This window comes from Flavivirga jejuensis (assembly GCF_030540765.1).
GTDB lineage: Bacteria > Bacteroidota > Bacteroidia > Flavobacteriales > Flavobacteriaceae > Flavivirga > Flavivirga jejuensis.
In genome coordinates this window covers 93,616-119,200 of sequence record NZ_JAUOEL010000010.1, presented here as the reverse complement: position 1 = coordinate 119,200, position 25,585 = coordinate 93,616, and the positions used below count along the sequence as shown (strand labels likewise).

At 30.9% G+C, this 25,585-nt stretch carries 15 protein-coding genes; 5 read left to right on the top strand and 10 right to left on the bottom strand.

Annotation, left to right across the window (positions count from 1 at the left end):
- Window positions 1–264: 264 nt before the first annotated feature.
- Both Q4Q40_RS22585 and Q4Q40_RS22580 read left to right on the top strand, forming a co-directional pair.
- Window positions 265–861, top strand: coding sequence for a hypothetical protein (locus tag Q4Q40_RS22585; RefSeq protein ID WP_303304331.1), 597 nt, complete (start codon window positions 265–267; stop codon window positions 859–861).
- A gap of 581 nt (window positions 862–1,442) precedes the next feature.
- Window positions 1,443–3,200, top strand: a complete 1,758-nt coding sequence (locus Q4Q40_RS22580) for a tetratricopeptide repeat protein (RefSeq protein ID WP_303304330.1) — start codon at window positions 1,443–1,445, stop codon at window positions 3,198–3,200.
- 254 nt (window positions 3,201–3,454) lie between these two features.
- Here the strand turns inward: Q4Q40_RS22580 and Q4Q40_RS22575 are convergent, their stop codons facing one another.
- From Q4Q40_RS22575 to Q4Q40_RS22530, 10 genes are all read right to left on the bottom strand, one after another.
- Window positions 3,455–4,291: a hypothetical protein gene (locus Q4Q40_RS22575; protein WP_303304329.1), complete on the bottom strand. Its 837-nt coding sequence runs from the start codon at window positions 4,289–4,291 to the stop codon at window positions 3,455–3,457.
- Window positions 4,292–4,500: 209 nt separating this feature from the next.
- On the bottom strand, window positions 4,501–8,637 hold the full coding sequence (locus Q4Q40_RS22570) for a T9SS type A sorting domain-containing protein (protein WP_303304328.1): 4,137 nt from the start codon (window positions 8,635–8,637) through the stop codon (window positions 4,501–4,503).
- A 713-nt stretch (window positions 8,638–9,350) separates the two neighbouring features.
- Window positions 9,351–9,794 carry a hypothetical protein gene (locus Q4Q40_RS22565; RefSeq protein ID WP_303304327.1) on the bottom strand — a complete coding sequence of 148 codons (444 nt, stop codon included), beginning with the start codon at window positions 9,792–9,794 and terminating at the stop codon, window positions 9,351–9,353.
- 132 nt (window positions 9,795–9,926) lie between these two features.
- Window positions 9,927–10,151 carry a hypothetical protein gene (locus Q4Q40_RS22560; RefSeq protein WP_303304326.1) on the bottom strand — a complete coding sequence of 75 codons (225 nt, stop codon included), beginning with the start codon at window positions 10,149–10,151 and terminating at the stop codon, window positions 9,927–9,929.
- An 88-nt stretch (window positions 10,152–10,239) separates the two neighbouring features.
- Window positions 10,240–10,479: a hypothetical protein gene (locus Q4Q40_RS22555; RefSeq protein ID WP_303279719.1), complete on the bottom strand. Its 240-nt coding sequence runs from the start codon at window positions 10,477–10,479 to the stop codon at window positions 10,240–10,242.
- A 166-nt stretch (window positions 10,480–10,645) separates the two neighbouring features.
- A complete protein-coding gene (cysC, locus tag Q4Q40_RS22550) occupies window positions 10,646–11,242 on the bottom strand; it encodes an adenylyl-sulfate kinase (RefSeq protein ID WP_303304325.1) in 597 nt (198 codons plus the stop codon).
- A gap of 191 nt (window positions 11,243–11,433) precedes the next feature.
- Window positions 11,434–12,618 (bottom strand): T9SS type A sorting domain-containing protein, encoded by a 1,185-nt coding sequence (locus Q4Q40_RS22545; RefSeq protein WP_303304324.1) that lies wholly within the window; start codon window positions 12,616–12,618, stop codon window positions 11,434–11,436.
- Between the two features lie 151 nt (window positions 12,619–12,769).
- Complete coding sequence (gene nagB, locus Q4Q40_RS22540) at window positions 12,770–14,698, bottom strand: glucosamine-6-phosphate deaminase (RefSeq protein ID WP_303304323.1); 1,929 nt, start codon at window positions 14,696–14,698, stop codon at window positions 12,770–12,772.
- On the bottom strand, window positions 14,685–16,058 hold the full coding sequence (locus Q4Q40_RS22535; RefSeq protein WP_303304322.1) for a sugar MFS transporter: 1,374 nt from the start codon (window positions 16,056–16,058) through the stop codon (window positions 14,685–14,687). The genes nagB and Q4Q40_RS22535 overlap by 14 nt, the downstream gene beginning before the upstream one ends.
- A 477-nt stretch (window positions 16,059–16,535) precedes the next feature.
- Complete coding sequence (locus tag Q4Q40_RS22530; RefSeq protein WP_303304321.1) at window positions 16,536–20,621, bottom strand: hybrid sensor histidine kinase/response regulator transcription factor; 4,086 nt, start codon at window positions 20,619–20,621, stop codon at window positions 16,536–16,538.
- A gap of 395 nt (window positions 20,622–21,016) precedes the next feature.
- On the opposite strand from Q4Q40_RS22530, the gene chrA reads away from it, so the two are divergent.
- The 3 genes from chrA to Q4Q40_RS22515 are packed head-to-tail and all read left to right on the top strand — an operon-like array spanning window position 21,017 to window position 25,246.
- The gene (chrA, locus tag Q4Q40_RS22525; protein WP_303304320.1) at window positions 21,017–22,252 is read left to right on the top strand and encodes a chromate efflux transporter; all 1,236 of its coding nucleotides are present in this window, start codon (window positions 21,017–21,019) and stop codon (window positions 22,250–22,252) included.
- A gap of 5 nt (window positions 22,253–22,257) precedes the next feature.
- Window positions 22,258–23,280 (top strand): sulfotransferase family protein, encoded by a 1,023-nt coding sequence (locus Q4Q40_RS22520; protein ID WP_303304319.1) that lies wholly within the window; start codon window positions 22,258–22,260, stop codon window positions 23,278–23,280.
- A complete protein-coding gene (locus tag Q4Q40_RS22515) occupies window positions 23,267–25,246 on the top strand; it encodes a beta-N-acetylhexosaminidase (RefSeq protein WP_303304318.1) in 1,980 nt (659 codons plus the stop codon). The genes Q4Q40_RS22520 and Q4Q40_RS22515 overlap by 14 nt, the downstream gene beginning before the upstream one ends.
- The last annotated feature ends 339 nt before the right edge of the window (window positions 25,247–25,585 follow it).

Genomic DNA, 25,585 nt, shown 5'->3' with positions numbered 1-25,585 from the left:
TATCGAAAATGGAATTGAATATTTCGATGAATAAAAATCATTAACAAAAGATAAAAATATTGGGCTGATCTGCAACCCGATAGCACAGATTTATAATCCTCCTGCTATAGAGCGTCTGAGAGTGGTAGAATGAAAAGTAATTAACCATTTACCATATCCCAACAATTCCTTTTTAAATCCCTTTTTTAATTGATTCTAGCACTTTTTATAGGATAATTTGTGTAAAGAATTCACCTTTATTGTAAAAACAAAACAGATTACCTTATGCCTAAAATTAAAATACTAATTATACTTTTATGTATTACATTTCAAATTAATGCACAAGAAACACCTCTTCGTGTGGTAACCAAAGATATTCCGAATAGGTTAGCCTTTTATGTCATAAATGAAAATAAACAAGATTTTGATGTACAAATTACTATTTCAGGTACAAACTTTAGACAAAGTCAAAGCCGACCACGGTGGATTCGCATACCAGGAGCCTCAAAAGTACATTTGAAATCCATTTTTTTAATACGAGGGAAAAAACCTAATTATACTTATGATTTAAAAGTAAATGATAGTCTTTCAAAACGAGCCTTAAAAAAAGAGTTTGAACGCATTAAAATCAAACCTAAAAAATCAATTACTGTATATATCACTGAGAAATGTATTAACTATGATAGTATTATACAAGCTTTAGAAAAAAGTAATTACAAGTATACTGTTTATATACTTAGTGAAAAACCTAAAATTAAAAATCAATTAAAAAACTACTTGTTCGAAATAGATTCTATCAAAACACCCATTATCAATTTAGGAGGTAAATTATTTACTAATCCTATAACTTATGATGAGTTGCTTGAGGAGTTGAATAAATAATAACTATTTAATATTTATTCTCTTAAAATACTTTGAATTTTTCCTGAGTCGTTTTCGGAATCTTTATTTAAAAATAAACATTTATTCTCTATTGCTTTATTGAAAAACTGCTTAAATTTTATCCTTTAGTTTATTTTCTATTCCCTTTGTTTCAATAGTGTTAGAAAAAAATAACTCAATAAATATAAACCTTAATTCCATTTTTTGCGTAAATAAAACTATAGAAAAATTTAAAAAAAAAATTAAATAAAGATTTTTCAATACTAAAAGCAGCTAGTAATATTCATGAATTATTAGGTTTAGGTTATATACTTATAATTAAATTATAACAATGTTTTCATATTAACATACGCACTGAATGAAACACCAACTAATATTAATTTATCATATGTTACTATTTCAATTCAAAACTAATTTATTATGAAAACAAAGGATACAACAAATTATAGTTATTTATTGGAATTAACGTGCACAAGCGAGGTTTAAAAATTCATACAGATAACTCTTTTTAATAGATCTACCTTGAATATTCTAATAAAAACACACCTTTTCTACTCCATATCAAAAAACGCCATACAACCATGATTTTAATAGCTACTAAACGTTTAGTTATGCAACTAAGTGTTGTTATTATTTTACTGTATAATTTTACATTGTATAGTCAACAATTACATATTTCCTCTCTTAATAAAGAACAATTAAACAGTATTATAGATTCTACAGGTTTTAGAGGGAAAAGTTCAACATTATTATTACAACTTTTTAATCGTTCTAAAACACTTAAGAGTTTTTCGGCACAATACGATATTTCATACAAACTAGGGTTATACTATTTTATAAAGGCCAAAAAGGATAGCTCTCTATATTATTTTAATACTGCAGAGTATATATATAAGACCAATAGACATAGACTAGAATATAAAATAATTGAAGATGTATATCGTGATAAAGCTATACTATTAATGGATTTAGGGCTTATTAATATGGGTATAAAATATTTTAATAAAGCCTACGAATTATTTCTGACTTCTGGTAATTATAAAAAAGCTATTTCTTGTAAAATGAATTTGGCAGCCTGCTATATGGAGCTCAAAGATTTTGATAAAAGCATAGTTTTGATGAAGGAAGTTTTGGTCGATTCCTTTACTAAAGATCCTATGATTAAGATTGGAAGTTATAATGCATTATCATTATCCTATAATGCCAGGAAAAACCATGATGAAGCTATACGTTGGGCTAATAAAGGTATTGCTATTGGTAAAGAATTGGATAACCCTGCGGTACTTTCTACATTATACTCCAATTTGGGGCTTTATTATTCTGGAAGAAAGGAATACAAAAAAGCCTTAAAATATGGTTTTAAAGGTAAAAAATTATCAGATAGTATGGGTAATTACCGACGTACAAATCTGAGATATGGGAATATAGGAAGTTACTATTTGGGTTTGAAAAATTATGAAAAAGCTGAAGAATATCTAACTAAAGGAATTAACGGGAATTCCAATTTTGAATCTTTAAAAGAGATATATACTAATTTTATAGCGCTCTATCATCAACAAAATAAAATCAAAAAAGAAGTTAATAGTTATAAGGCTTATGTGTCATTATTAGATAGTGTTGTACTTGAAAAAGATAAGTATTATATCCAGACTGTAGACAAACAAAGGGAATTAATAGAGCAGGAATATAAGAACAAGGAATTGGTTGCAGAAAACAAATGGATTGTAGAAAAGAATGCCAAACAAAAAATAGTGATTATTGGATTGTTTATTATTTTAATAATAAGCTTATTATGCATCTATTTATTATACAAACACAAGAAAAATAAACAGACCATTTCTGAATTGAAATCCAGTGAAAAAAAATTATTGGAAGAGCAGATCCGATTACGAGATAATGAATTAGACGCTTCTGCTATGGCTATTTCTCAAAAAATAGAGTTGCTAAATACTATAAAGACCACGCTAGAAGCCGTAAAAGATAATAACCCTGAGTTAACTCGAGTTAATAAGACGGTTAAAAACCTTATCGCATCCTCATCAGATATATCTGTGGTGACCGATAGAATTGAATCTCAATATCCAACGCTAACGATTGAACTTAAAATTAAGCATCCAGAACTTTCTGATACAGAGATTAAATACTGTTTACTTACTAAATTGAATTTGTCTCTTAAAGAAACTGCTTCCATGCTCAATGTAACTCCGAATACGGTAAAAGTAACAAGAAGCAGGCTAAAAAAGAAAATGAATATCCCCACTAATCTATCGTTTAAATCCTATTTAGACCAAATCTATAATTTGCCCCTAGACGTTACGCATTCAGAGTCGGTGAAGTAAGACTCAAACTGAGAAACTGCTTAAATTTTATCCTTGTAGTTTATTTTGTCGTCTTAAGTCCTCATTCTGAAGCAAAATATTTTTTAATAGCGATGCTATTCGCATTTATTTTACCTTGACTGAGAACATAATCCACACACAAACTAATTCCAAAAACAAAACTTAAACAGTTTATTATAGATCTTTAAGTAAACTTATTTAGTTATAAAACTCATAACAGTGCTAATAGCTATTTAATAACTCTCATTTTTTAATTAATAAAGGGGGTCAGTACCATGGTTTACTGGACATGGTTCATGTCCCATGGTGTGAATATAATTACCATCACCTGATTGAACAGTAGGAAAGGAAGTTACATAATTTAAAGTCCACCCTCTTATCACTGCGTCCCAATTACCCTGTATGTTTTTAGAACTTAATGTATTACCATTAAAATTAGGAGGAGACCATCTAGTTGTTGAACTAAAATTATCACCTTGTACCCATACGGTATTAAGCGTAGGTACAGGAAATCCGTTGATATTTAAATACCCGTAACAACGTGGACAAAACTCTCTTTGAGATTGTATTACATAGTGATTTTTATAATTAGCGATTTCTGTCGCATAAGTTTTGGATTGATCGGTATAATACGGCTGTAAAGCAGCTAAAATGGCCATTTCTGCATGAACATAGGCGCCTTCTCTTGAGGGTAGTTTTATAAAATAATTACCGTCATAATCAACAAATCCTATACCTATTCCAGTAGAACCAGAAACAAAATATATTCGCATATCGTGATATGCTCCATTATATAACCATGGGTCTGCGAAACCAACATCATATAATAAACTCTTTATGTAGTTAGTGTTTCGATAAACTTCTGAAATGCTGCTACTAGATGCTATTATAAAATCATTAGTATTAGGAACTTGCATAGCAGCAACGGTAATTCTATTATTTCCAATATGTTGAAGATATTCAGTCATGGCCGTAAAAATAGCAGTCCTCTGTTCTAAATTGTTATATTGAGGCTTCTGTATTTGGCTTCTTGATAAACTTGTGATTAAAAATAAAACTAAAAAAGCAATATTTTTTATATAATTTTTCATGTTATTATTGTTTAAATTAAAAAGTGATTTATTATTAAGAAACTGTTTAAATTTTATCCTTTAGTTTATTTTGCCGTCTTAATCTCTCATTCTAAAGCAAAATGTCTTTTAATAGCGATACTATTCGCATTTATTTTGCCTTGGCTGAAAACGTAATCCTCCCAAACTAATTCCAAAAACAAAACTTAAACAGTTTCTAAGTTAGTCTCTTATTGTTTTACTATTTTTTTTGTATACGTGTTACTATCTGTTACTACTCTAACATAATAGAGACCCGTTTGATACGTGCTAAGATCAACCTCTAGACCATTAATGTGCTCTTGGTTATATGGTAATTGCTTTATTTTAACCCCATTGCTATTATAAACCTGTATAAGAGCAGATTCATTATTTTTGAGTTTGATAATCATTTTATTATCTACTGGGTTTGGATATATTAATACATTAGAATCGCTAATAGTCTCATCTTTTAGACTGTCTTCATTAATAATGTCTTGTTTTTCTCCTGAATTCTTATTCCCTGAACCTGAACTTCCAGTCCATGGATCTGTAGTTACATCTGTTATATTCATATATGTTCTAAGATTTTCTGAACCCCAGACATGTACACCTCCCTCAATACCATCAATAAAAGGATTGGTTATTCCTGTAGTAAGCTTCATTAAAACAAGTGTAGAACTATTATTAAAAAATGGACTTTCAATTGAAATACTTTGTTGGGTATTATTTTTGAGTAAACTCCACCCCCTAGCTAAATACGTCGCTACATCAGCTTCTGGAACTCCAATTATCATAGGTAGTGCACTATTGGTATTGGATGTTTTAGATATTTTTTCTTGTAGGGCACACGTCTCACTCGTTGTGTCATATTCCCATTCAATATTAGTTGTAGCGTTTAAACCTGTTGATAGCCAAGGTAAAACATAGGAAGATTCCTTACTAAAAACTGAAACAATGTATGGACGTGCACTTAATATATCTTTTAGTTCACCAGAAATTGGATCAGATTCAAACTTATAAACCTCAGGTGCTACATATTCAGAAGCTCCAACGAATACTGGAGAAGCGATTTCTATATTTTCTACTGTAGCACTACACGTTCCATCATCATCACTTCTTTTCACATAAACAGTCATTCCTTCTCCAAGAATCCCTGCAACTTGAGAATCAGCAGGAAAATTTAAATCTATATTCACCGTTGTATCCACAGGTTCGCCAGCTGCATTTAGTTCTGATCTTGTATAAACCCCAACTGCAACTAAAACAAGATCTGACAGAGAATAACAGTTACCTCCCGCATTGTATTCCACGAAATCTTGAACACAAAATTTATAATCTTTAAATTTTTTAAAAGTAGTGTAATAAGGCAAGGCCGATCTTAACAATTCTGCCGCATCTTCGGTCATAGTTAATATTACTTTACCCCCTGCTTCTAATACAATGTTTGCTAAAGGGTTTTGAATATTTTGGTCTAAAATACATTCTGAAAGTACTAATAGATCCACGTTATTAAGTGCTCTTCTAGAACATGTCCATCCATGGGCAGCATCTTCATAAAATTTTATTGCATGTTCTGTTAAACTAAATGCTTCATCAACATAGACCTTAGCACTAGAAGTAAAATCCCAGAAAGCTCTACTTACTTTATGCGATAATAGAATAAAATCGTTGTGATCGTGAACCGCTTCATCAGAATCATTTGGATTGGTAGGCACTTGCAGGACTTCTGTAACACCTCCTCGCTTATAAAGATCATAAACCAGTACTTCAGTTGTATTACCATCATATACATTAAGGCTTGCCGCACTTTGTAATACTCTCTCCACATTAGTAAAACCATGCATAGGATGGGTAGACGGAAAACCATCAGTACCATAAGAAGCTGGTGCTAAGAAATGAATCTGATTTTCTGAAGACTCAACCGAGTAATCATCTAATGCATGGACTATTGAATATCCTTTATTAGTTAAATCTGAATGTAAATTGGTTATTTTATGATATGCATCAATTTCAACTTCAGAGGTATTCGTTGATAATGCTATGATTTCATGAGTAGTCAAAGGGCTTAGTTCTGTTATTGTTATCTCAGAAGTATCATAACCTCCTGTTACCCAATAAGAACCATCTAAGGTAGATCCTACATCATCTAAATTACGATTTTTATGACCCTCCCAATCATATAAGGTTACTTCATTTGTACTAGTTTCATCTCTAAAGGTAGGCTGCAAATCTGCATGAGAAACTGGTATCGTATAAGTGTTATTATAGTAGTCATGACCAGAATGTGTCTCAGCATACCTCTTGTTTAGTATATAATTACTATTTGGATTGATTTGATTGCCATGAAATTTCAGATTTGTAACCTGAGTCATCTCTACATCGAACCAGATATCTCCACCATAATTACCATTAGTCAATGCAAGATATGTAGGATCCTGGTTAAAATTGCTATAGGTTAAATTATTATATACCTCTACATCGTCAACATTTGAATAATTAGACGTACTACCAATATACATACCTGCCAGCAAATTATTGGAAAATGTGTTGTCATGTATACGATGTCCTCCACTCGATGAATTTTCTACTTCATTACCAACAGACATCCCTACACCATTATGGCTAGAACTATTATTAGCCACCTCTATGTTTCGAGAGCCATCCAGATATATACCTGCAGAAACTGCTACTGGAGAAATACATCTTCTTACTGCATTACCAGAGATAATACCATTCCTAGAATAGTTTTGAGAACTACTTAACGTCGCTCCACTAAGACTTAATACCCATTCGTAGTTACCAGCAGCAACGATACCTATATTAGCAATATCAGTAATTGTATTATCACTTATTGTAAATCCATCTACGTTCCCATTTACAGTTAAAGCTTCTGTATATCCAGGGGTTATGTCGTGTATATTGTTTCCACTAATAGTTACATTTGATATTGGAGTACTATCTGTACCAACAACTTGTATAGCACCTAAGTTATTACTAGCAAGAGGGTTTAATTTTTTGATTGCATCATTAGTCCAGTGCATCTCATATATTTCATTATTAAGAATATTTATGTTGTCACCAAATCCATTAAAAATAATACCGAATCGTGTATCAAATTCTCCTGCAGAAACGACATCTGTAGTAAGTCCAGTAAGCTTTAAGCCCTTTACGGTTGTATTGTAACAATCATGGCAGGCAATCATTGATGTAAATTGACCAGTGAGATTACTTCCATCTAAGACAGCTATTTCACCTGGATAGGCTTGTAGAGTTAAAGAACTCTCTTGTGTCACGCCTTCTAAATACATAATACTGGTTAATGTATGTGTCCCTTCTCTAAAGTATACCGTTACATCTTTATCTACTTTAGTTGCAGGAACCGTTGACCAATCGTTGAAAATAGCACCAAAATTAGCAGAAGTTAGGTATTTCCATGGGTCAGATTCAGAGCCATTACCTCCATATCCAGAAGTTCCAGCAGGTACACTAGCATCTACATAAAACTCTGTAGCAGTAGCTGCACTGAAAGGTAAAATAGTACCTGTTGCTGTATTACTGTTATAAGATCCTGTAGTTTCCAAAGAGGCATATAGGTTTGATAACCCTAAGCCATCACGGCTAGACAGCCCTATTAAATGGCCATACCCAACAGCTACATTTGTGAAAGTATTATTGTTGAGACCAAAAACTTGGGCATTATCTGCTATAAGGTAAATTGGGTATAAATAACTATTATAGTCTGGTGGTGAATCTGCTATGCTTGCATCTGCTGTCCATGATATATTATTAAATTCGCAATTTTCGACAGTAACAGTAGGTTGGTTACGATTTATAACATTTATTAAAATCCCATAATTTTCATAATACCCTCCAGTTACCGTAACGGCTCCCAAAGTAAAGGCTTGTAGTGTACCAAGTGTTATGCTTAAACCAACACCACCAGCGTTACTATGATTAATTATAAAATTAAACCCAGACCAAGCTTTAACTGTTATTGTTGAAGTCGATTTTCCTTCATCAAATGTTAGATACTGTACAGTATCTGCTGTACCTCTTACATGAATGGTAATATCTACATTATCATCGTTATTGTACTGATTTGCAAAATAAACAGCTGTGCCTAAACTATCATAAGGGTGACCTGAGGTTCCATCACCATGATCTTCAATAGTAATAAACGTGTTAGGATAATCTGCCTGTAAATCGACATAGATATCTTTTGTAGTTCGAACTTGTGCGTAAGAAGCTGCATAGTTAAATAATAGCATCAAAATGAGAAGTGGTATTAGTTTTTTTGGCAAACCAGACTGTTTGCGTTTTGATTTTTCGGGTGATTGATTTTTCATAGTTTTAATTTTTATTTTTATACTTTTCAAGTAATTGAATCATTCTATTCTTTAGAAACCTCTGTTTTTTTTTAAATTTTATTTCGTTCATTTCGTTTTGTAAAATTGAATATTCTTATAGTTTTTATTTATAAGTTATAGGTTAGCAAAAGGTTAATATAAATGTCATAAAAGGTTAACATTTAGTTATAAAACAAAGCATTATGTTTTATCGATATGTTTTTTACGGGAATACAGTAATTTTGAGTCTTATTTTTTAAGCGACTTTTTTTTTGCAGATTCCCAAACAGAAGTTAAATTTTCAGGGTGAAAAGTTGGATGAAAACCTTTAAGAGGTTCCGATTTTTTAGGCAGGAAATTAGGACACTAAAGAATATGCTCCCAAATGGAAACAAAAAACGCCAGTAAATATTTATTTTACTGGCGTTTATTAATTTAGGTAATGAATGACCCCGCAACAGGCTAACGAGGCATCAAACGGAAAATATTTTTAAATCTATCCTACTTTCGGTTGTGCTATTTCTTTCAAGCTACGCAACAATTATTTCAGGTTCACGGCAAAAGGTGGAAATTACTTCTGAACCAAGTTCTGCAAAGGTCTATTAGATACACTTAATAAGCAAGTCTTTCAGCCGTGGTATAACAGTATAATCAGACCTGTATAGAACTCTAGAGCTAATTCTGCATAGACATCGGAACAATTATAAGGCTCATTAATCTATTTTTTCGTATTTAATCTGTATCTGAGGAACCACCGATGTGTTACTGATAATAAGGGTATTCTCTTCCTCTTCAAATTCTACAGTTTTTTTCGTAGTGTTTATATTTTGGAAAAATGACAATTGATTATCTTCTTGTAAGAAGAAACCATCTTGTTCTTCATCTATTTTCAATTTAGTAAGATTATATATGTACGCCCCACTTCTTGGATTTACATCATCAGCAGTATCTGAAAATAGTGAAAGAGTATCTCCAGAGGAAATAGATTCCCAATTTGTTGCCCCACTATTTAGTTCTATCTCTTTCCATTTTGTTAAATGAGCGTATGTTGCAATTTCGGTTATTGCTATGGGTTCGTTATTAGTGTTTTCTAAAGAACAAGAAAACATTAAAGTAATAAGAGATAATAGTGCTATAAAATAAATTTTAAATTTCATGTTTTTAGTAATTGTATTTATTAATAAGACACGAATTTTCCTATTTAGTTGCGTCGATTTAGAGTGTTTTTAGGTTATTTAATGGCTAATAGAGGGAATATAAACGAAAAAAAGCGATATTCTAATATCACTTTATTGCTTTAATAATTTTTTTAATGTCTTTGGATTCATTTGATTATTAAAAAATGTAATCAAATATATCTTATCGTTTTTCCTGTCTTCTTTATAAAAGAGAGAAACATTTTTATGAACTACGCCTTTTCGAATTCTTAACTTTTCATTCACAAATGGGTGGACAACTTGTTCTTTTTTCACCTTTTCCAGCAATGTATTGGTAAGGTCATTAAAGCTTTTCATTTCTTTTTTCGTCCACTTTATTTTAAGATTTTCAAGAACTTCAATATAAGTGATCTTCGATAGTTTCGTCTAAACTATTTTTATTTACTTATATACCGTAAGCTTCGTTAATTTCTTTCATGACTTGCTCATGGGTAAACGTGTTCCCTTTTTCTATATCTTTTAATCCAGATTCTATCAATAATTTTTCAGTATCAGAAATATCATCCGACCAATCTGAAGATGCGGAAATGTTGTTTTTTATAGTTTTTAATTTAGAAATAATAGTTTCATCTTTAAGACCAACTAGCCATTCCATTAATTTATATTTTTCTAATTGAATATCCATAACATTACCATTATACAAACAAAAAATAACAATTTTTGTATATAGTTTTGCTTTCTATAGGCTTAAGGTATTCGATCTACGGGAGTAAATGATAAATCTAAAAGTTTGTTAAATCGAGACCAATTTGGTAACCACTTAAAATAACACGAATTATTTGGGTCTTATTTTATATATTTAATTTTAACTTATCTACTATTTTAGCATAAATTAAATTTACAGACTCATCAATAGTATTTAGATGTGAAACTTCTATATCTGGATTTTCTGGAGCTTCATAAGGTGCAGATACTCCTGTCATATTTTTAATTTCCCCAGCCCTAGCTTTTCTATAAAGACCTTTTGTATCTCTTTGCTCACATACTTCAAGACTTGTATTTACAAAAATTTCGATAAAATTTTCAGGCTTTACAGTTTGCTTTATACGATCTCTATCAGATTTATAAGGAGAAATAAAAGTAGCAAAAACAACAAAACCAGCATCTATAAATAATTTAGAAATTTCACCAATACGTCGATTGTTTTCAGAACGATCTTCTGGTGAAAATCCTAAATCCTCATTTATTCCAGTTCTTACATTATCTCCATCTAGAATATAAGTATGTATTTTTTCTTTATATAGGAGCTCTTCCAAGTTATTAGCAATAGTCGACTTTCCTGCCCCAGATAATCCAGTAAAAAAAACCAAAAAAGAATTATGTTTATTTAATACGTTACGGTCATTCTTTGATATTGTATTAGTAATTGGATGTATATTTTTAAACATTTTTTTAGTGTTTAGTAACTTGACTACTTTTAATCATTTAAATCATTGTATATCTACAAGATCAACCTTAAAACATCATTAATTCTGGTGGTTCAACATTTGTTTTCTTCAACAAAAAGATTTTCAAAAAAATATGTCAGTATCTCATAAACTTATACAGCTTATGAGATACTGACATATTTTATTCAAGTTTAATCTTTTATTATTTTTTTTGTCTTTATACCATTTTCGGTATAGATTTTTAAAAAATAAATTCCTTTAGCCTTCGTAGTAAAATCAATTTCTTTTTCTGTCGTTTCCTCAATCAATTGACCAATACTATTATAAATCATAATATTTTTTACATCATCAAGATTTTCGATGTAAAGGGTCTTTTCGACTGGGTTAGGATAAACTGCCACCTTCTCTAAGGTGTCTTGAGTACCAGTAGAAAGACTTTGAACAGCAGCAACAGAAGAAGAAGAAGAAGAAGAAAAAAGAGTAATATTTGCTTGATAACTATAAGTAAAATACGTAAACCCCTCTAAATTGATATTATTAGTCCATCCAGATGATCCACTCGTCCAATCTGTAGTGAACGTATCTTCTGCTTCACTCATAGAGTTACTAATTAACCAATTTCCCATAAAATTTGTTTCTGATGAAAAAATGATCGACACATCTAATCCTGGTGTACCATTAGCGAAATCAATAATCCTATCATCTGCATAAGTGAAACTTGTAGATGGATTAGCTACATAAGCATGCAAAAGTAACTTATCTAAATTAGCTCCTATAGTTGCTGCTTGAGCCGCTGTTGGCCAACCTACATATGCTTCTGTAGTAATAGGGTGAGAATTATTATTTGCCAGAGTTCTCATGTCTTGTAAAATTGAAATAAAGTAATCGAAGGCTCCAGCATTAGTACAAGGTAAATTATTAGGTGTTAAATACGTATTACAATAATATCCCCCAGAATTTGTATGAGTATCGATCCAAAATTCAAATTCTAAATTATAAACATCAAATTTTTCGTTAGCATTAGTTCTACTATTATTATAAGTATCTATAACATTTGTAAAGAACCATGCATTTTCTGCCACAGCACCAACAAAAAGTATCCCATAGTTTGTTTTAGCTTTAGATATGAAGTCCGCTAAAATGAAATTGGTAGAAGTACTTGATAAATTATGATTGGCATTAACTATATGAAGTTCATATAATAATAATTTTTCTATTCCATTGGATTGTGCATAAGATAACAGAGTGTTTTCAGCGGATTCATTTCCCAAAATAGATGAAAAACCGTCAACGTACATAGAACGAAGTGTGTCTGCGTTTGCTTTGAAATTTAATGTTAATAATATTAGACAAGTAAAAAATAAAGTTTTCTTCATGGTTTTGTTTTTAATGTTAATTATAAAATATTAGGTATTATGTTCTATTTGATTACATATTTTACCCCCCTTTATTTAGTTTTTACAGCTACTACAGCGGTTTCATATTATTCTGAATTCATTAGTTTGTTGTCTATAAAACAAAAACAGGTTAGTATTCCCACCTCACAAAGGCTTCCATAGCGGCGTAGTGAGACAAGCCTAATTCATGGTATAAATGGGCTGTTTCTCTGTTTCTGTCTTCTGCTCGCTGCCAAAACTCTCTGCTATCTGTTCCCTGAAATACCACACCATCTTTTTGAGATTGATGCTTGAAAATACCTTTTCGTTTTTCTAATACTTGGTCAGGCCCCATAGGAACAGCCATTTCTATCTCATCAATGCCCCATTCTTGCCATGCACCTCTGTACAACCAAACCCAACAGTCTTTCATAAACTTTTTAGGTTTTAGTAGTTTTACGGCTTCAAAAACGGCATCTAAGCATACTTTGTGTGTTCCATGGGGGTCTGCCAAATCACCAGCTGCATATATTTGATGTGGTTTGATTTGCTCAATAAGATTCATCGTTATTTCGATATCTTCTTCACCTAAAGGTTTTTTCTCTATAGCTCCTGTTTCATAAAATGGCAGTTCCATAAAATGAATCTGGGCATCTGGAATACCTATAAAATAGGAGGTAGATTGGGCTTCTCCTTTTCTAATTAGTCCTTTGATATAACGAACCTCAGGAATATCTATTTCACTTGCTTTTTTGTTTTTAAGAAATGTTTCTGCTTTTTTGTAGATCGTTTCTGCCTCTGCTCTTTCAATTCCAAATTTGGCATTATAATCACATACAAAACTAGCGAAACGCAAGGCTTCATCATCTGCTACGGCTATGTTTCCTGAGGTTTGGTATCCTATGTGTACTTCGTGTCCTTGTTCATGTAAGCGTTTAAATGTACCTCCCATACTTATGATATCATCATCTGGGTGCGGACTAAAAATAAGCACGCGTTTTTTTGCGGGTTCGGCACGCTCTGGGCGTTTAGCATCATCGGCATTGGGCTTACCTCCTGGCCATCCTGTAATCGTATTTTGTAGTTTGTTGAATATTTTAATGTTTATATCGTAAGCTGGACCTGAATCTGCCAATAAATCACTCATACCGTTTTCTATATAATCGGCATCGGTGAGCATTAGAATAGGTTTTTTTAAATGAAGTGCTAAGCCTAATACTGCTTTTCTTACAAGCTTGTCTGTCCAGGTAATTTTTTCGACTAACCAAGGTGTATTTATACGGGTTAGTTTAGAGGCTGCTTCTTTGTCTAATACAAAGGTGGCGTTATTATGTTCTTGTAAAAACGAGGCGGGTACCAGATTGGTTACTGTACCTTCAACGGATTCTTTTGTTATATGGGATTTGCTTTCGCCCCAAGCCATAAGGATTACTCTTTTGGCTTCCATAATCTTTTTGACTCCTAAAGTAATGGCTGTTCTTGGGGTGTTGTTTAAGCCTGAAAAATCACCACTGGCGGCAACTCTGGTTATATGGTCTAACGCTACTAATCGGGTTTTTGAGTTTTGTAAGGAGCCTGATTCGTTAAATCCTATATGACCATTGCCTCCAATACCTAATATTTGTAAATCGATACCGCCGTAAGCTTCTATTTTTGATTCGTATTGGCTGCAATATTCTGAAATAGCATCTTTGGATAAGGTGCCATCTGGAATATGGTAGTTCTCTGGTAATATATCTACGTGGTTAAAGAGTAATTCTTTCATAAAACGCACATAACTATTTATAGAATCGGGTTCCATAGGGTAGTATTCATCTAGATTGAAGGCTATCACATTTTTAAAGCTCAATCCTTCTTCTTTATGTAAACGTACTAATTCGGCATATAAACCTTTAGGGGAGGAGCCTGTGGCTAAACCTAATATACAGGGTTGTTTTTGGGCTTGTTTTACCTTTATTAAATCTGCTATTTCTTTAGCTACCGCTTTTGAGGCTCTAGTCGAGTTTTCAAAAACGATGGTTCCTACATTTTCAAACCTTTTTTCAAAATCTGTAGATTTGTCTATATTACTCTGTAACATGCTGTTTTATGTGTTTCTTTATTGTAAATCTTTCTTTTTGCAACTTATTGCCTGACCAATTTTTGTATTTATGCCCTCGCATAGAAAAAAACAAGATCAATGCATAGCAAGGAATTAATAGCCAATAACTATGGGTAGAGGCTGTTGCTAAGGCATCTACTTCGTTAATACCGCTAGTTATAAGGGCTTCTTTATTGGCATCTACCATTCTACCATATAGTGGTGGGATTATCGCGCCTCCTGAGATAGCCATAATTAATAAGGCGGATCCTGTTTTTGTGAACTTGCCTAATCCTTTCAGGGTTAATGGCCATACTGCTGGCCAAACCAAAGCGTTGGAAATTCCCAGTGCTGCCACAAATAAAATGGAGGTAAATCCTGTGGTACATAGGATGCAAATACTATAAATGACCCCTAAGGTGGCACTGATTTTAAGTGCGGTGCTTTGCGTTAAGTATTTGGGTATTAAAATAACACCTAGCCCATAGGTGCATACCATGGCTAATAATGTAAAGGTTGTAAAAAACTTAGCATCTGTAGCAGGAAAACCTAATGAAATACCGTATGCGATAATAGTATCGCCTGCTATAACTTCTGCTCCTACATAAACGAATAGGGTTAGTACGCCCAACCATAAATGAGGGAATTGAAAAATACTGGTTTTTGTAGTCGTGCCATCTTTTGTGTCTTCTATTTCGGCGGCTTCTACATGAGGTAATGGGGCTTTTCTAATTAATACTCCCAATATAAATAAAACGATAGCCATCACTAGATAAGGTGTAAAAACACTATCTGCCATGGTATCTAAAAGCAGGCCTTTTTCTTCTGTTGAGCTACTGGCTAGCTTATCTTTTACTTCGTCTATTCCTGATAATAATAAGGCTCCAAATATTAAAGAGCCTAAAGCTCCTGCTACTTTGTTTGCTATGCCCATAATGGCAATACGTTTGGCGCCACTTTCTATGGGTCCTAAAATGGTAATGTATGGGTTTGCTGCTGATTGTAATATGGTCATACCGATGCCTTGAATAAAAATACCAGATAAAAACACCCAGTAGGTTCTTGCTTCGGCTGCAGGGATAAAAACTAAAGCTCCAATAGCCATAATTATTAAGCCTAAAGACATGCCTTTTTTATAGCCTATTTTATTTAAAATATAGGAAGCTGGCAGGGCCATCACTACAAATGAGATATAGGAAGCCGAGGCTACCAAATATGATTGGGCATCGGTTAACTCATTAATGGTTTTCATAAAGGGAATTAGTGCCCCATTTATCCAGGTAACAAAACCGAAAATGAAAAATAAACTCGCTATAATTATGATGGGTATTTTATTACTACTATTATTAGAGTGTGCCATATTTTTTTTAATATATTTCTTTATTCAGCTAATTAATTTCTGTTTACAGTATAAATACTGGACAGTAAATCAAACACTCCAAATGTATTAAATGAGAAAAAAAATTGAGTGCAAATATTTTTCAAAATATGCCGACATATTCGTAAATTTTAAAAATTTTGGATGAAATATACCAGACTGTTTTATTATATAAAATACAGCAGTAATGGAAGATTTTTTATAAACGTATTTCAACAAATTAATTGAAAATTCAATAAAAGGTATTAAACCTCAGGGGGAACTCTAACCCCAATAATAGGAATCGATCCAAGAGCCAATATATTAAATTATTGATCCCGCTAAAAAACGGAATTTACCTGCCTACTACTAGTCCTCTTACGAAGGGAAGGCTCTGGATTTGCTCTATAGGCTGTATTAACGATTATTTTGAACCTTTAAAACTTTACATATCAAAAAACTTGTAGTGAAAATTGTAATTTATTTAGTTTTAGACAATTCATATTTTGCTAAAAACGACTCTAAATCTATACTTCCGGATTCATTTTTAAAAACCGTTGGAGTCATTTTAAATTGTTCTTTAAAACACTTCGAGAAGTACCTTGTATCATTAAAACCTACAGCAAAACAAGCTTCAGAAACATTATATTTATTTTGAACTATTAAAACTGCAGCCCTTTTTAAACGTAATAATCTAAATAATTCAGTAATTGTTTTTCCTGTTAGTTTTTGACAATTTCTATATATATTTGAATAACTCATACTCATAATAAGAGCAAGATTTTCTAGTTTGAAATCGGGATCTTCTAATTTTGAATTTAAGATAGATATCAAGCTTTCTAAAAAAATAGAATCTTTAGATTTTTTTGGAATATTTTCTGGAGTACTTAAATATTGCAAACTTACTTTTGAAGATATTCTTTTATTTTGAACTAAAATACTATTCACTTTTAAGTGTAGCTCATTTATATCAAACGGCTTACACATAAACTCTATCGCACCATATTTTAAGCCTTTTAATTTGTGTCTGGTCGAATTTTTTGCTGTTAAAAATATGATAGGGATATGTGAAACATCATTATCTTTTTGTATAATTTTACACATTTCTAAACCATTCATAACGGGCATAGAAATATCTGAAATTATGATATCTGGCAATTTTTGTTTTACGATTTCTACTCCTTCTTTCCCATTGTAACCAGAATAAACATTGTAGTTTTCATTAAAAACTTCACATAAAAAATGTTGCATTTCATAATTATCTTCAATAATTAGTATGGAGTCTTTTTTTGAATTAATCTTTTTAGTGTTAATTTCCAAAAGCTCTACATTTGAAGTTGAATTAACAACATTTGAGGTTGGGTTAACAACTGCTTCATCTAGACTTTCAATCTTTTCGTCGTCAGAATATTTATCTTCATTTAATGGCAACACTATAGTAAAAGTAGAGCCTTTATTCTTTTTTGAATTTACATTTATTTCTCCTTTATGTAAACGAACTAACTCTTTTACAAATGCTAGTCCTATTCCCATACCAATATTATTACTTGTTTTATTGGATCTATAGAACAATTGAAAGATATCATCATATTCCTTTTTTGAAATCCCATACCCAGTGTCATTAATAGAAATTTCAAACATGTCTTTTTCATGATTCAAACGTGTTGTAATTACAATTCGTCCTTCTGATGGTGTATACTTAAAAGCATTTGACAGCAAATTATAAATCATGTGTTCTAACAATTCATTATCAAACCACAACATATACTCTTCTGCAAAATTATTTATTTTAAAATCGATTCTTTTAAAACGTGCTTGTTCATGAAATGAATCTGATATTTCTTTAATTTCTTTAATAATATCTTTTTTTAAGACTCTCAATTTTAATTGCCCTATTTCTTTATTTCTCACAGTTGTAAGTAAATTGGCAATTCTAGATAATCTTTTTGCATTATTAAAAATAACCCTAAGCCGTTGGTTTAATACTAAATCTTTTTCTACTTGCGATTTTTTTAAGATATCCCCTACTGGTCCCATTATAAGTGCTAATGGGGTTTGTATTTCATGAGACATTTTAGAGAAAAAATTCATTTTCTCATAATAAATTTTAGATTCTTGTTCATTTTTAATTTTTTGGCTAAAAAGTTTTTTTCTTAAAAGAATCCATTTGTAAATACTAAAGACTAAGGCACAAAAAATAACAACGTATAATAAAAATGCCCACGGGTGCATCCAGAGTGGTGGTTTAATAACTATTTTAATAGATTTTAATGGAATATTTTCATTCACTGTTGATGCTTTTACCTCGAAATCATATTCCCCCCAAGGAATATTGGTATACGCAGCCATACGATTATTCTTAGTAAATTTCCATTCATCATCAAATCCTTTTAACCTGTATTTATACAAATAGTTTGTATTTAATACGGTTCCCACTACAGAAAACTTAAATGAAAATGATGATTGATTATTTTTCAACTCAATCAATTTTGTGTTTTCAATGCCTTTACTTACCTGCTCTGGTATTATAGATAAAGCAGGCTTATTGAGTATTTCTATAGCGTTTATATATAATTGAGATTTTATTGAAACTTTTGAAATATTTTTAGGATCAAAGCCATCAACCCCATTTAGTCCTCCAAAATATAAAAAGCCTGATGATTTATCTTTATAAGCGCATCCTTGAGCATAATAGTCACTAAAAAAGCCATCTGCTTTTGTATATTTCACAAGACTAGAATCTTTTATGTTTAAATTCCATAAGCCGTTATTAGAACCTAACCACAAACTTTCTGGATTTTCCATTAAAATAGTATGAAATGAGATATCATTAATTAATTGAGAATTACCAATTTTCTTATATGATTTGTTGTTAGTATTAATTATATGGATTTCCCCATATAAATCTACTAACCAAAGATTGCCTTTAGTATCTGAAACCATTGAAACAATTGAATAAAAGTCTCTTTCATTATCGGTATATGAAACGTTATGAAATGTCGAATTACTTAGTATTATATTTTCATCTAACCTAAAAAGCCCTCCTCTATCAACTCCAATCCATAAGTTCTTATTATCATCTTCTACAATGCATCTAATCAATTCACCATTTAATCCATTTTCTCTAAAGGCAAATGATCCAATTTTTTCTTTTTTTGAATTATAAACAACTAAAGAAAGATCGGAACCTACCCAAATTCTGCCTTTAGAATCTGTAAACGTTGTTAAAATATCTATAGCATGTTTTCCTTTAGAATCTAAAACAAGAATTTTTGAAATTTCATCTTTTTGGGAATCATAAAACCACAACCCATTTTTATATGTCCCAATCCAAACATTACCATTTTCATCTTCTGTTATTGTTTGTATGTAAGCTCCTCCTAAATCTTTATTATTAACTAAAAACTGTCTTTCTTTACCTGTTTTGAGATTTTTTTTTGTTAATCCTTTACCATCAGTTCCAATCCAAATGTTATCATTAGAATCTTTCAAAACAGATAATATACGTGCGGATGTATTTCCTATTAATCCATTATGATGAAAAACTTTATTATGGCTATTAACAAGTATATTTATATCTCCATAATTTGAAATGACCCATAAGTTTTTATATAAATCCTGATTTATATTTATTATAGAATTAGTACTTAGAGAAGATTTGTTGAGAGGCACATGTCGATAGAGCATTATATCGCCATTTTTAGGGTTAATTTTATACAAGCCTTCTCCATCAGACCCAGCCCAAATAATCCCATCATCGTCACAAAAAAGAGATAAAATCATATCCTTTTTCAAAACATCTATACCATTCCTAAAATAGGACAGTTGTTCAAATTTGTTTTTAACTAAATCATACTTAAATAACCCCATAAATCTTGTCCCAACCCATAAATCATTGTTTTTATCAAGGGTTAAATACATTATTCCTGGGTGTATATTAAAAGGCTCTTTTAATTCACTTAACTCATGGTTGGTATATTGCAATAGATTTCCATTATTCGTACTTATATATAACCTATTACTATCAACAACCTCTAAATCGACTATTTCGGCTCCATTAAATTGGGATTTAGGAACAGATAAAATATCTTTAAGCTCCAAGGTTTTGTTGTCCAATAAATAAAGTGTGTTAAAAAAATCGGTAACATATATTTGTTTCTTTTTTACAAAGACCTTATTTATTAAAATATTCTTATTAGTTTTTGAGAAGGAATTATTTAATTGAGAATAACTTCCATTTCTTTCCTTTCTCGATAATAATCCGTTTTTGGAAAGCACTAAAAGATTACCATTAGTATCTAAAAAAATCTTTTCTATCTCATCATCAATACTAGTACTATTAAAAACAGAATCTATTGGATGAAACCAAAACTCATAGCCATCATATTTTAAAACCCCTTTGCTTTGAGACATCCATATATAGCCTAAAGAATCTTGAACGGTATGTTTAATAGTGCGATATCCGTTATCTATTTCAGGAGAAATATGAAAAAACGAGAGTTGATTTTGACTAAATAGGCTATTTAAAGTTAAGGTTAAGTAAGCAAATAAATATAGGTTCTTCATGTAAATTTTTATACGAATTTGGGTCTTCTTATAAATTATCAATGACAGAGAGCAAATATAAAGTTTATTAAATACAAACAGTTATTTTAGTAATTTATACTTACAAAACCCACCTATACCAGTAACAGAAAGGGATTGAAACAAAAAAATGCTAATACACCTAACCTTTTTGCATAATAATTACCCCTTTGCGATTGTCCTTTAAATTACTTTTACACCAAATCTTTAAGATATCTTCTATTTTGGTGGGCAAAAAAAATGATACTACAACTACAAAAGGGAAATGGAATTAAATCATAAAAAGGAAGGTTTTGCAATGGTCTCTTTTTTTTGATGTAATGGATCCTAAAAGACAAAAAGATTCTTAAAAGAAAAGTAGAAAATCTTTCCATATAATGACACAAACAGATAAAACCAATATCCCATCAACAAAAGTAACACTGCCATTTTTATTTTGGTCTTTTTTAAAGATTGGAGCAACCTCTTTTGGTGGGTTTATGGCATTAATATCTGTTGTTCAAAAAGAATTGGTAGAAAAAAAACAACTTATAAAGGATCAAACAATTTTAGATGCCACTTCATTAGCATCAATTTTACCTGGTCCTATGGCAGTTAATGTAATTGTTTATATAGGCTATTCACTTAAGGGAATTAAAGGCGCCATAGTTAGTATGCTAGGAATTTTACTGCCATCATTTCTTTTTATGTTATTACTTTCAATTATTTATATTGAATATGGGCAATTTCCTCTTTTAGCAAATTTTTTTAAAGGTGTATTGCCTGCTGTTATAGCTATTATAATATCGGTAGCAATTAATATGGCAAAAAAACATATTAAAGATTACAAGCAAGTTTTAATATGCATAGCTTCAATTTCAGCATTATTTTTTATAAAATCAGTTTTCAACACTATTATTATCATAATTGGTGGCGGGTTTTTAGGTTATGTAATTTATAAAAATTACGTTAAGCCCGAACTTAACCCTCAAAAAAAGCCTTTTAAAATAAAAAAGCAATTAGTAAACACTTTACTAATTGCAACTTCAATAGGTATAATAGTTACTATTATACCATATCTGCTTACTGGTGAATCTTATAAAAATGCATTTATTCAAAAACAATTAATGTTAACCTTTTCTAGTATTAGTGTTACATTATTTGGTGGTGGCTATGTTATTATCCCTGCAATGCAGGAAATAATAGTATCACAACTCCAATGGGTAACTAAAACTGAATTTATTGAAGCCATTGCAATGGGACAAATAACGCCTGGCCCCATTTTTATAAGTGCTACTTTTATTGGTTACAAACTAGGAGGTCTTTTAGGGGCTATTACTGCAACGTTGTCAATTTTTATTCCTCCTGGATTAATTATGATTTTCTTTTCTGAGTTTTTAAATAAAATAAAAAACTCAAGCGTTGTAAAAGCAACTTTTAAAGGCATTAGACCTGCTGTTATTGGTATGATTTTCTCTGCCGCTTTTACCATTGGTAAAAGTATTTCAATAAACTGGTTTGCAGGATTTATTTTTTTAGCTGTTTTATTGGCATCTATAAAATATAAGATCGATGTTGTTTATTTAATTCCACTTTCTGGAATAGCTGGAATCCTTTTTTTTAATTTTTACTAAAACTTATGAATAAAACAAAAGCCATACAAATTATTGGCACTCAACGCTCGGGGTCAAATCTCTTAAGAGTCATGCTAAATCAAATTCAAGACATTGATGCACCTCACCCACCCCACATTTTAAAAAGATTCTTTCCGTTATTACCTAAATATGGAAACTTAAACGATACGCATAATTTTAAAACATTAATAGATGATGTTTGTAAATTAATAGAACTCAACCCTGTACCGTGGGAAGGTTTCACCCCTGATAGAGAAAAGATCAGGTTGCTATGTACATCAAATTCGTTAATAGCCATTTTTAATGCTATATATAGCTTAAAAGCAACCGCTACCAACTCTACATATTGGTGCTGTAAAAGCATGTTTAATGTACAATACGCTGAAGAAATAGAAACATCTGGCATAAACCCTTTGTATATTTATTTATATAGAGACGGAAGAGATGTAGCGCTTTCTTTTAAAAAAGCTATTGTGGGACCAAAACACATATTTCACATTGCCAAGCAATGGAAAGAGAACCAAGAAAAGTGTATTCAATTAGGAAAAAATATAAGTAGCAACCGTTTTTTTTCAATTTGTTACGAAGATCTATTAGCAAACCCTGAAAAAATACTTAGAGAACTCTGTGTTTTTCTAAATATTAGCTTCAGCAGTTCAATGTTAGACTATCATATCTCAAACGAATCTTTAAAAACCGCTAGTTCTGGAAAAATGTGGCAAAATTTATCTAAGCCTGTTCTTAAAGATAATTTTAATAAATTTTTAAAAGACATGAGTTATTCAGATAGAACATTATTTGAAAATATAGCTGGTTCTACACTATTAAAACTTAATTATAAAGTGGATTTAAACAAACAAGAAAAATCATTTTCAAAAGAAGAAATTGAAAATTTCAATATTGAAAATGAATTGTTAAAACAAAAAATCACATTAAATGCATGCAAGGAAGATTTAAACAAAAAGCAAGCACAATTAAATTTATTAAAAGAAATTACAAATAGAAATGATGTTTATGTTAACTTATAAAAACACAAAAAAAATATTGATTGTAAGTTGTATTGTTTGCTTATTAAGCATCCAAGCTTCGGCTCAATTAAATTTAATTCCACACCCTAATACTATTAAAATTCATGGTGATACTTTAGAGCTTAAAAAGCTTAAAGTAAGTTACGATACAGGCTTAAAAAACGAGTTTGAAACACTACAAAAGCTAATGAGTGAATTGCATGTAAAAGTAGTTGAATCAAAAAATGCTAATATTGAATTATTAATAGTTGAAAATAAACTTAAAAACCTAGGGGATGAAGGCTATAATCTAGAAATTAATAATAAAAAAATTCAAATTATAGCTGCAAAACCAGCAGGTATCTTTTATAGCTTGCAAACATTACTGCAATTACAAACTAAAACTAAAAACAGTAAAATATCCTTTCCTTGTGTTTCTATACAAGATAAACCTGCTTTTAAATGGCGTGCATTTATGTTGGATGAATCGAGACATTTTAAAGGTAAAAAAGTTGTTTTTGATATGCTAGATCAAATGTCAAAATTAAAAATGAATGTATTTCATTGGCATTTAACAGACGATCAAGGTTGGCGTATTGAAATAAAAAAGTACCCCTTATTAACAGAAATAGGAAGTTTAAGAAATAACACGCAGATAAACGGTGTTAAAAGTGATAAAAGAACAGGAAAACCCCATTCTGGTTTTTATAGGCAAGAAGACATTAAAGACATTATTGATTATGCTCAAAAAAAGCACATAACCATTATTCCTGAAATTGAAATGCCTGGACATGCATCTGCAGCGATTGCGTCATACCCCTGGCTAGGCACATTAGACAAACCCATAGAAGTACCTGTTACATTTGGGATTTTACCTAATATTTACAACGTTGCCAATAACAGTGTATATACATTCATAGAAGATGTTTTACAAGAAGTTATCGATTTATTTCCTAGTAAAATTGTTCATATAGGAGGGGATGAAGTAAAATTTGGTCAATGGAAAAATAATAAGGAGATTAATGATTATATGGCTAATAATAATTTGAATACATTTTCAGACATTCAAATTTTATTTACAAATAAAGTATCAAATTTTATAGAAAGTAAGGGACATAGAATGATGGGGTGGAATGATATTTTAGGTGAAAATTTACACCAATGGAGAGCAGGTGAAGAAAAGCAAGAAAACAACCAAAAACTTGCAGAAAGCGCTATTGTTCACTTTTGGAAAGGAAGTCGTGAACTTATGCTATCCGCTATTTCTAAAGGTCATGAAGTTGTAAATTCCCAACACAATTATACGTATCTTGATTATGATTTTAATTCTATATCTCTTGAAAAAGCCTATGGGTTTAGTCCTATTCCAAAAGACATCGACAAATCTTTAGAAAATAAAATTTTAGGACTCGGTTGCCAAATGTGGGGAGAATGGATTCCCAATATAGAAGACCTTTATAGACAGGTTTTCCCAAGAATAGCTGCGTATGCGGAAGTGGGTTGGACACAAAATGAGTATAAAAATTTTACAAGATTTCAGAAAAGTCTAAAAACAGTAAAGGCCAATTGGGAAAACTCCCCTTATTTTACACAAGGCTCAAAGAATCCAGATTATGTAAATGTTGTATTTAATGTAGACATGAATGGTTCTCCTTATTTTAAGGATATTGAAGGAGGTCGTGAATTTCTTATGATTTCTGGCACATTTACAAACTCAAACTCAGGAGCAAAAGAATACTGGCACTCAAATGGAGTAACATTAACTGATTATGATTATGATGGTATTTACACAGGCACCAGACTACTACAAAAAAACAGTGCTTTACAATTCATTCTTTTAAAATCACCAGATGGTAGTTGGGATAATCATATAAAAATTTTAGGAGATAAATCTTGTAAAAATATAACATCAGAGAACAATTATAAAATTGAAATTAAAGAGGAAAATTTAAAGGTTAATTTTAAAGTAGGTCAATGCTTAAATTAACTAAACCATAGGCAATAACGAATTATATATTTACATTAGAGCCAATCAATACATACAATAAACATAAAGTTGACTAATTCCTAAATAACCAATACAGGTTATAAAGGATTAAAATAACATATTCAAAGAGGCTGTCTAAAAAGTGATAAACTTTCATTCTTAGCAAAGTAAAATAAAGAATCTTATTTATTTAAAAATGAAACATTAAAATTTTTAGGGATGTTTCATTGCTTTGCTGCTACTTTCAAAACAAAATATATTTTGTTTCTCGGTAATATTCAGAATGACACTTTTTAGAGACCTCTTTTTTGATTTGTTTTGTTTCTTTCCATTACACTA

Excerpts from the sequence above, each read along its gene's own strand:
- Q4Q40_RS22585 (WP_303304331.1), top strand. The coding sequence starts at position 265 with ATGCCTAAAATTAAAATACTAATTATACTTTTATGTATTACATTTCAA.
- Q4Q40_RS22580 (WP_303304330.1), top strand. The coding sequence starts at position 1,443 with ATGATTTTAATAGCTACTAAACGTTTAGTTATGCAACTAAGTGTTGTT.
- Q4Q40_RS22575 (WP_303304329.1), bottom strand. The coding sequence starts at position 4,291 with ATGAAAAATTATATAAAAAATATTGCTTTTTTAGTTTTATTTTTAATC.
- Q4Q40_RS22570 (WP_303304328.1), bottom strand. The coding sequence starts at position 8,637 with ATGAAAAATCAATCACCCGAAAAATCAAAACGCAAACAGTCTGGTTTG.
- Q4Q40_RS22565 (WP_303304327.1), bottom strand. The coding sequence starts at position 9,794 with ATGAAATTTAAAATTTATTTTATAGCACTATTATCTCTTATTACTTTA.
- Q4Q40_RS22560 (WP_303304326.1), bottom strand. The coding sequence starts at position 10,151 with ATGAAAAGCTTTAATGACCTTACCAATACATTGCTGGAAAAGGTGAAA.
- Q4Q40_RS22555 (WP_303279719.1), bottom strand. The coding sequence starts at position 10,479 with ATGGATATTCAATTAGAAAAATATAAATTAATGGAATGGCTAGTTGGT.
- cysC (WP_303304325.1), bottom strand. The coding sequence starts at position 11,242 with ATGTTTAAAAATATACATCCAATTACTAATACAATATCAAAGAATGAC.
- Q4Q40_RS22545 (WP_303304324.1), bottom strand. The coding sequence starts at position 12,618 with ATGAAGAAAACTTTATTTTTTACTTGTCTAATATTATTAACATTAAAT.
- nagB (WP_303304323.1), bottom strand. The coding sequence starts at position 14,698 with ATGTTACAGAGTAATATAGACAAATCTACAGATTTTGAAAAAAGGTTT.
- Q4Q40_RS22535 (WP_303304322.1), bottom strand. The coding sequence starts at position 16,058 with ATGGCACACTCTAATAATAGTAGTAATAAAATACCCATCATAATTATA.
- Q4Q40_RS22530 (WP_303304321.1), bottom strand. The coding sequence starts at position 20,621 with ATGAAGAACCTATATTTATTTGCTTACTTAACCTTAACTTTAAATAGC.
- chrA (WP_303304320.1), top strand. The coding sequence starts at position 21,017 with ATGACACAAACAGATAAAACCAATATCCCATCAACAAAAGTAACACTG.
- Q4Q40_RS22520 (WP_303304319.1), top strand. The coding sequence starts at position 22,258 with ATGAATAAAACAAAAGCCATACAAATTATTGGCACTCAACGCTCGGGG.
- Q4Q40_RS22515 (WP_303304318.1), top strand. The coding sequence starts at position 23,267 with ATGTTAACTTATAAAAACACAAAAAAAATATTGATTGTAAGTTGTATT.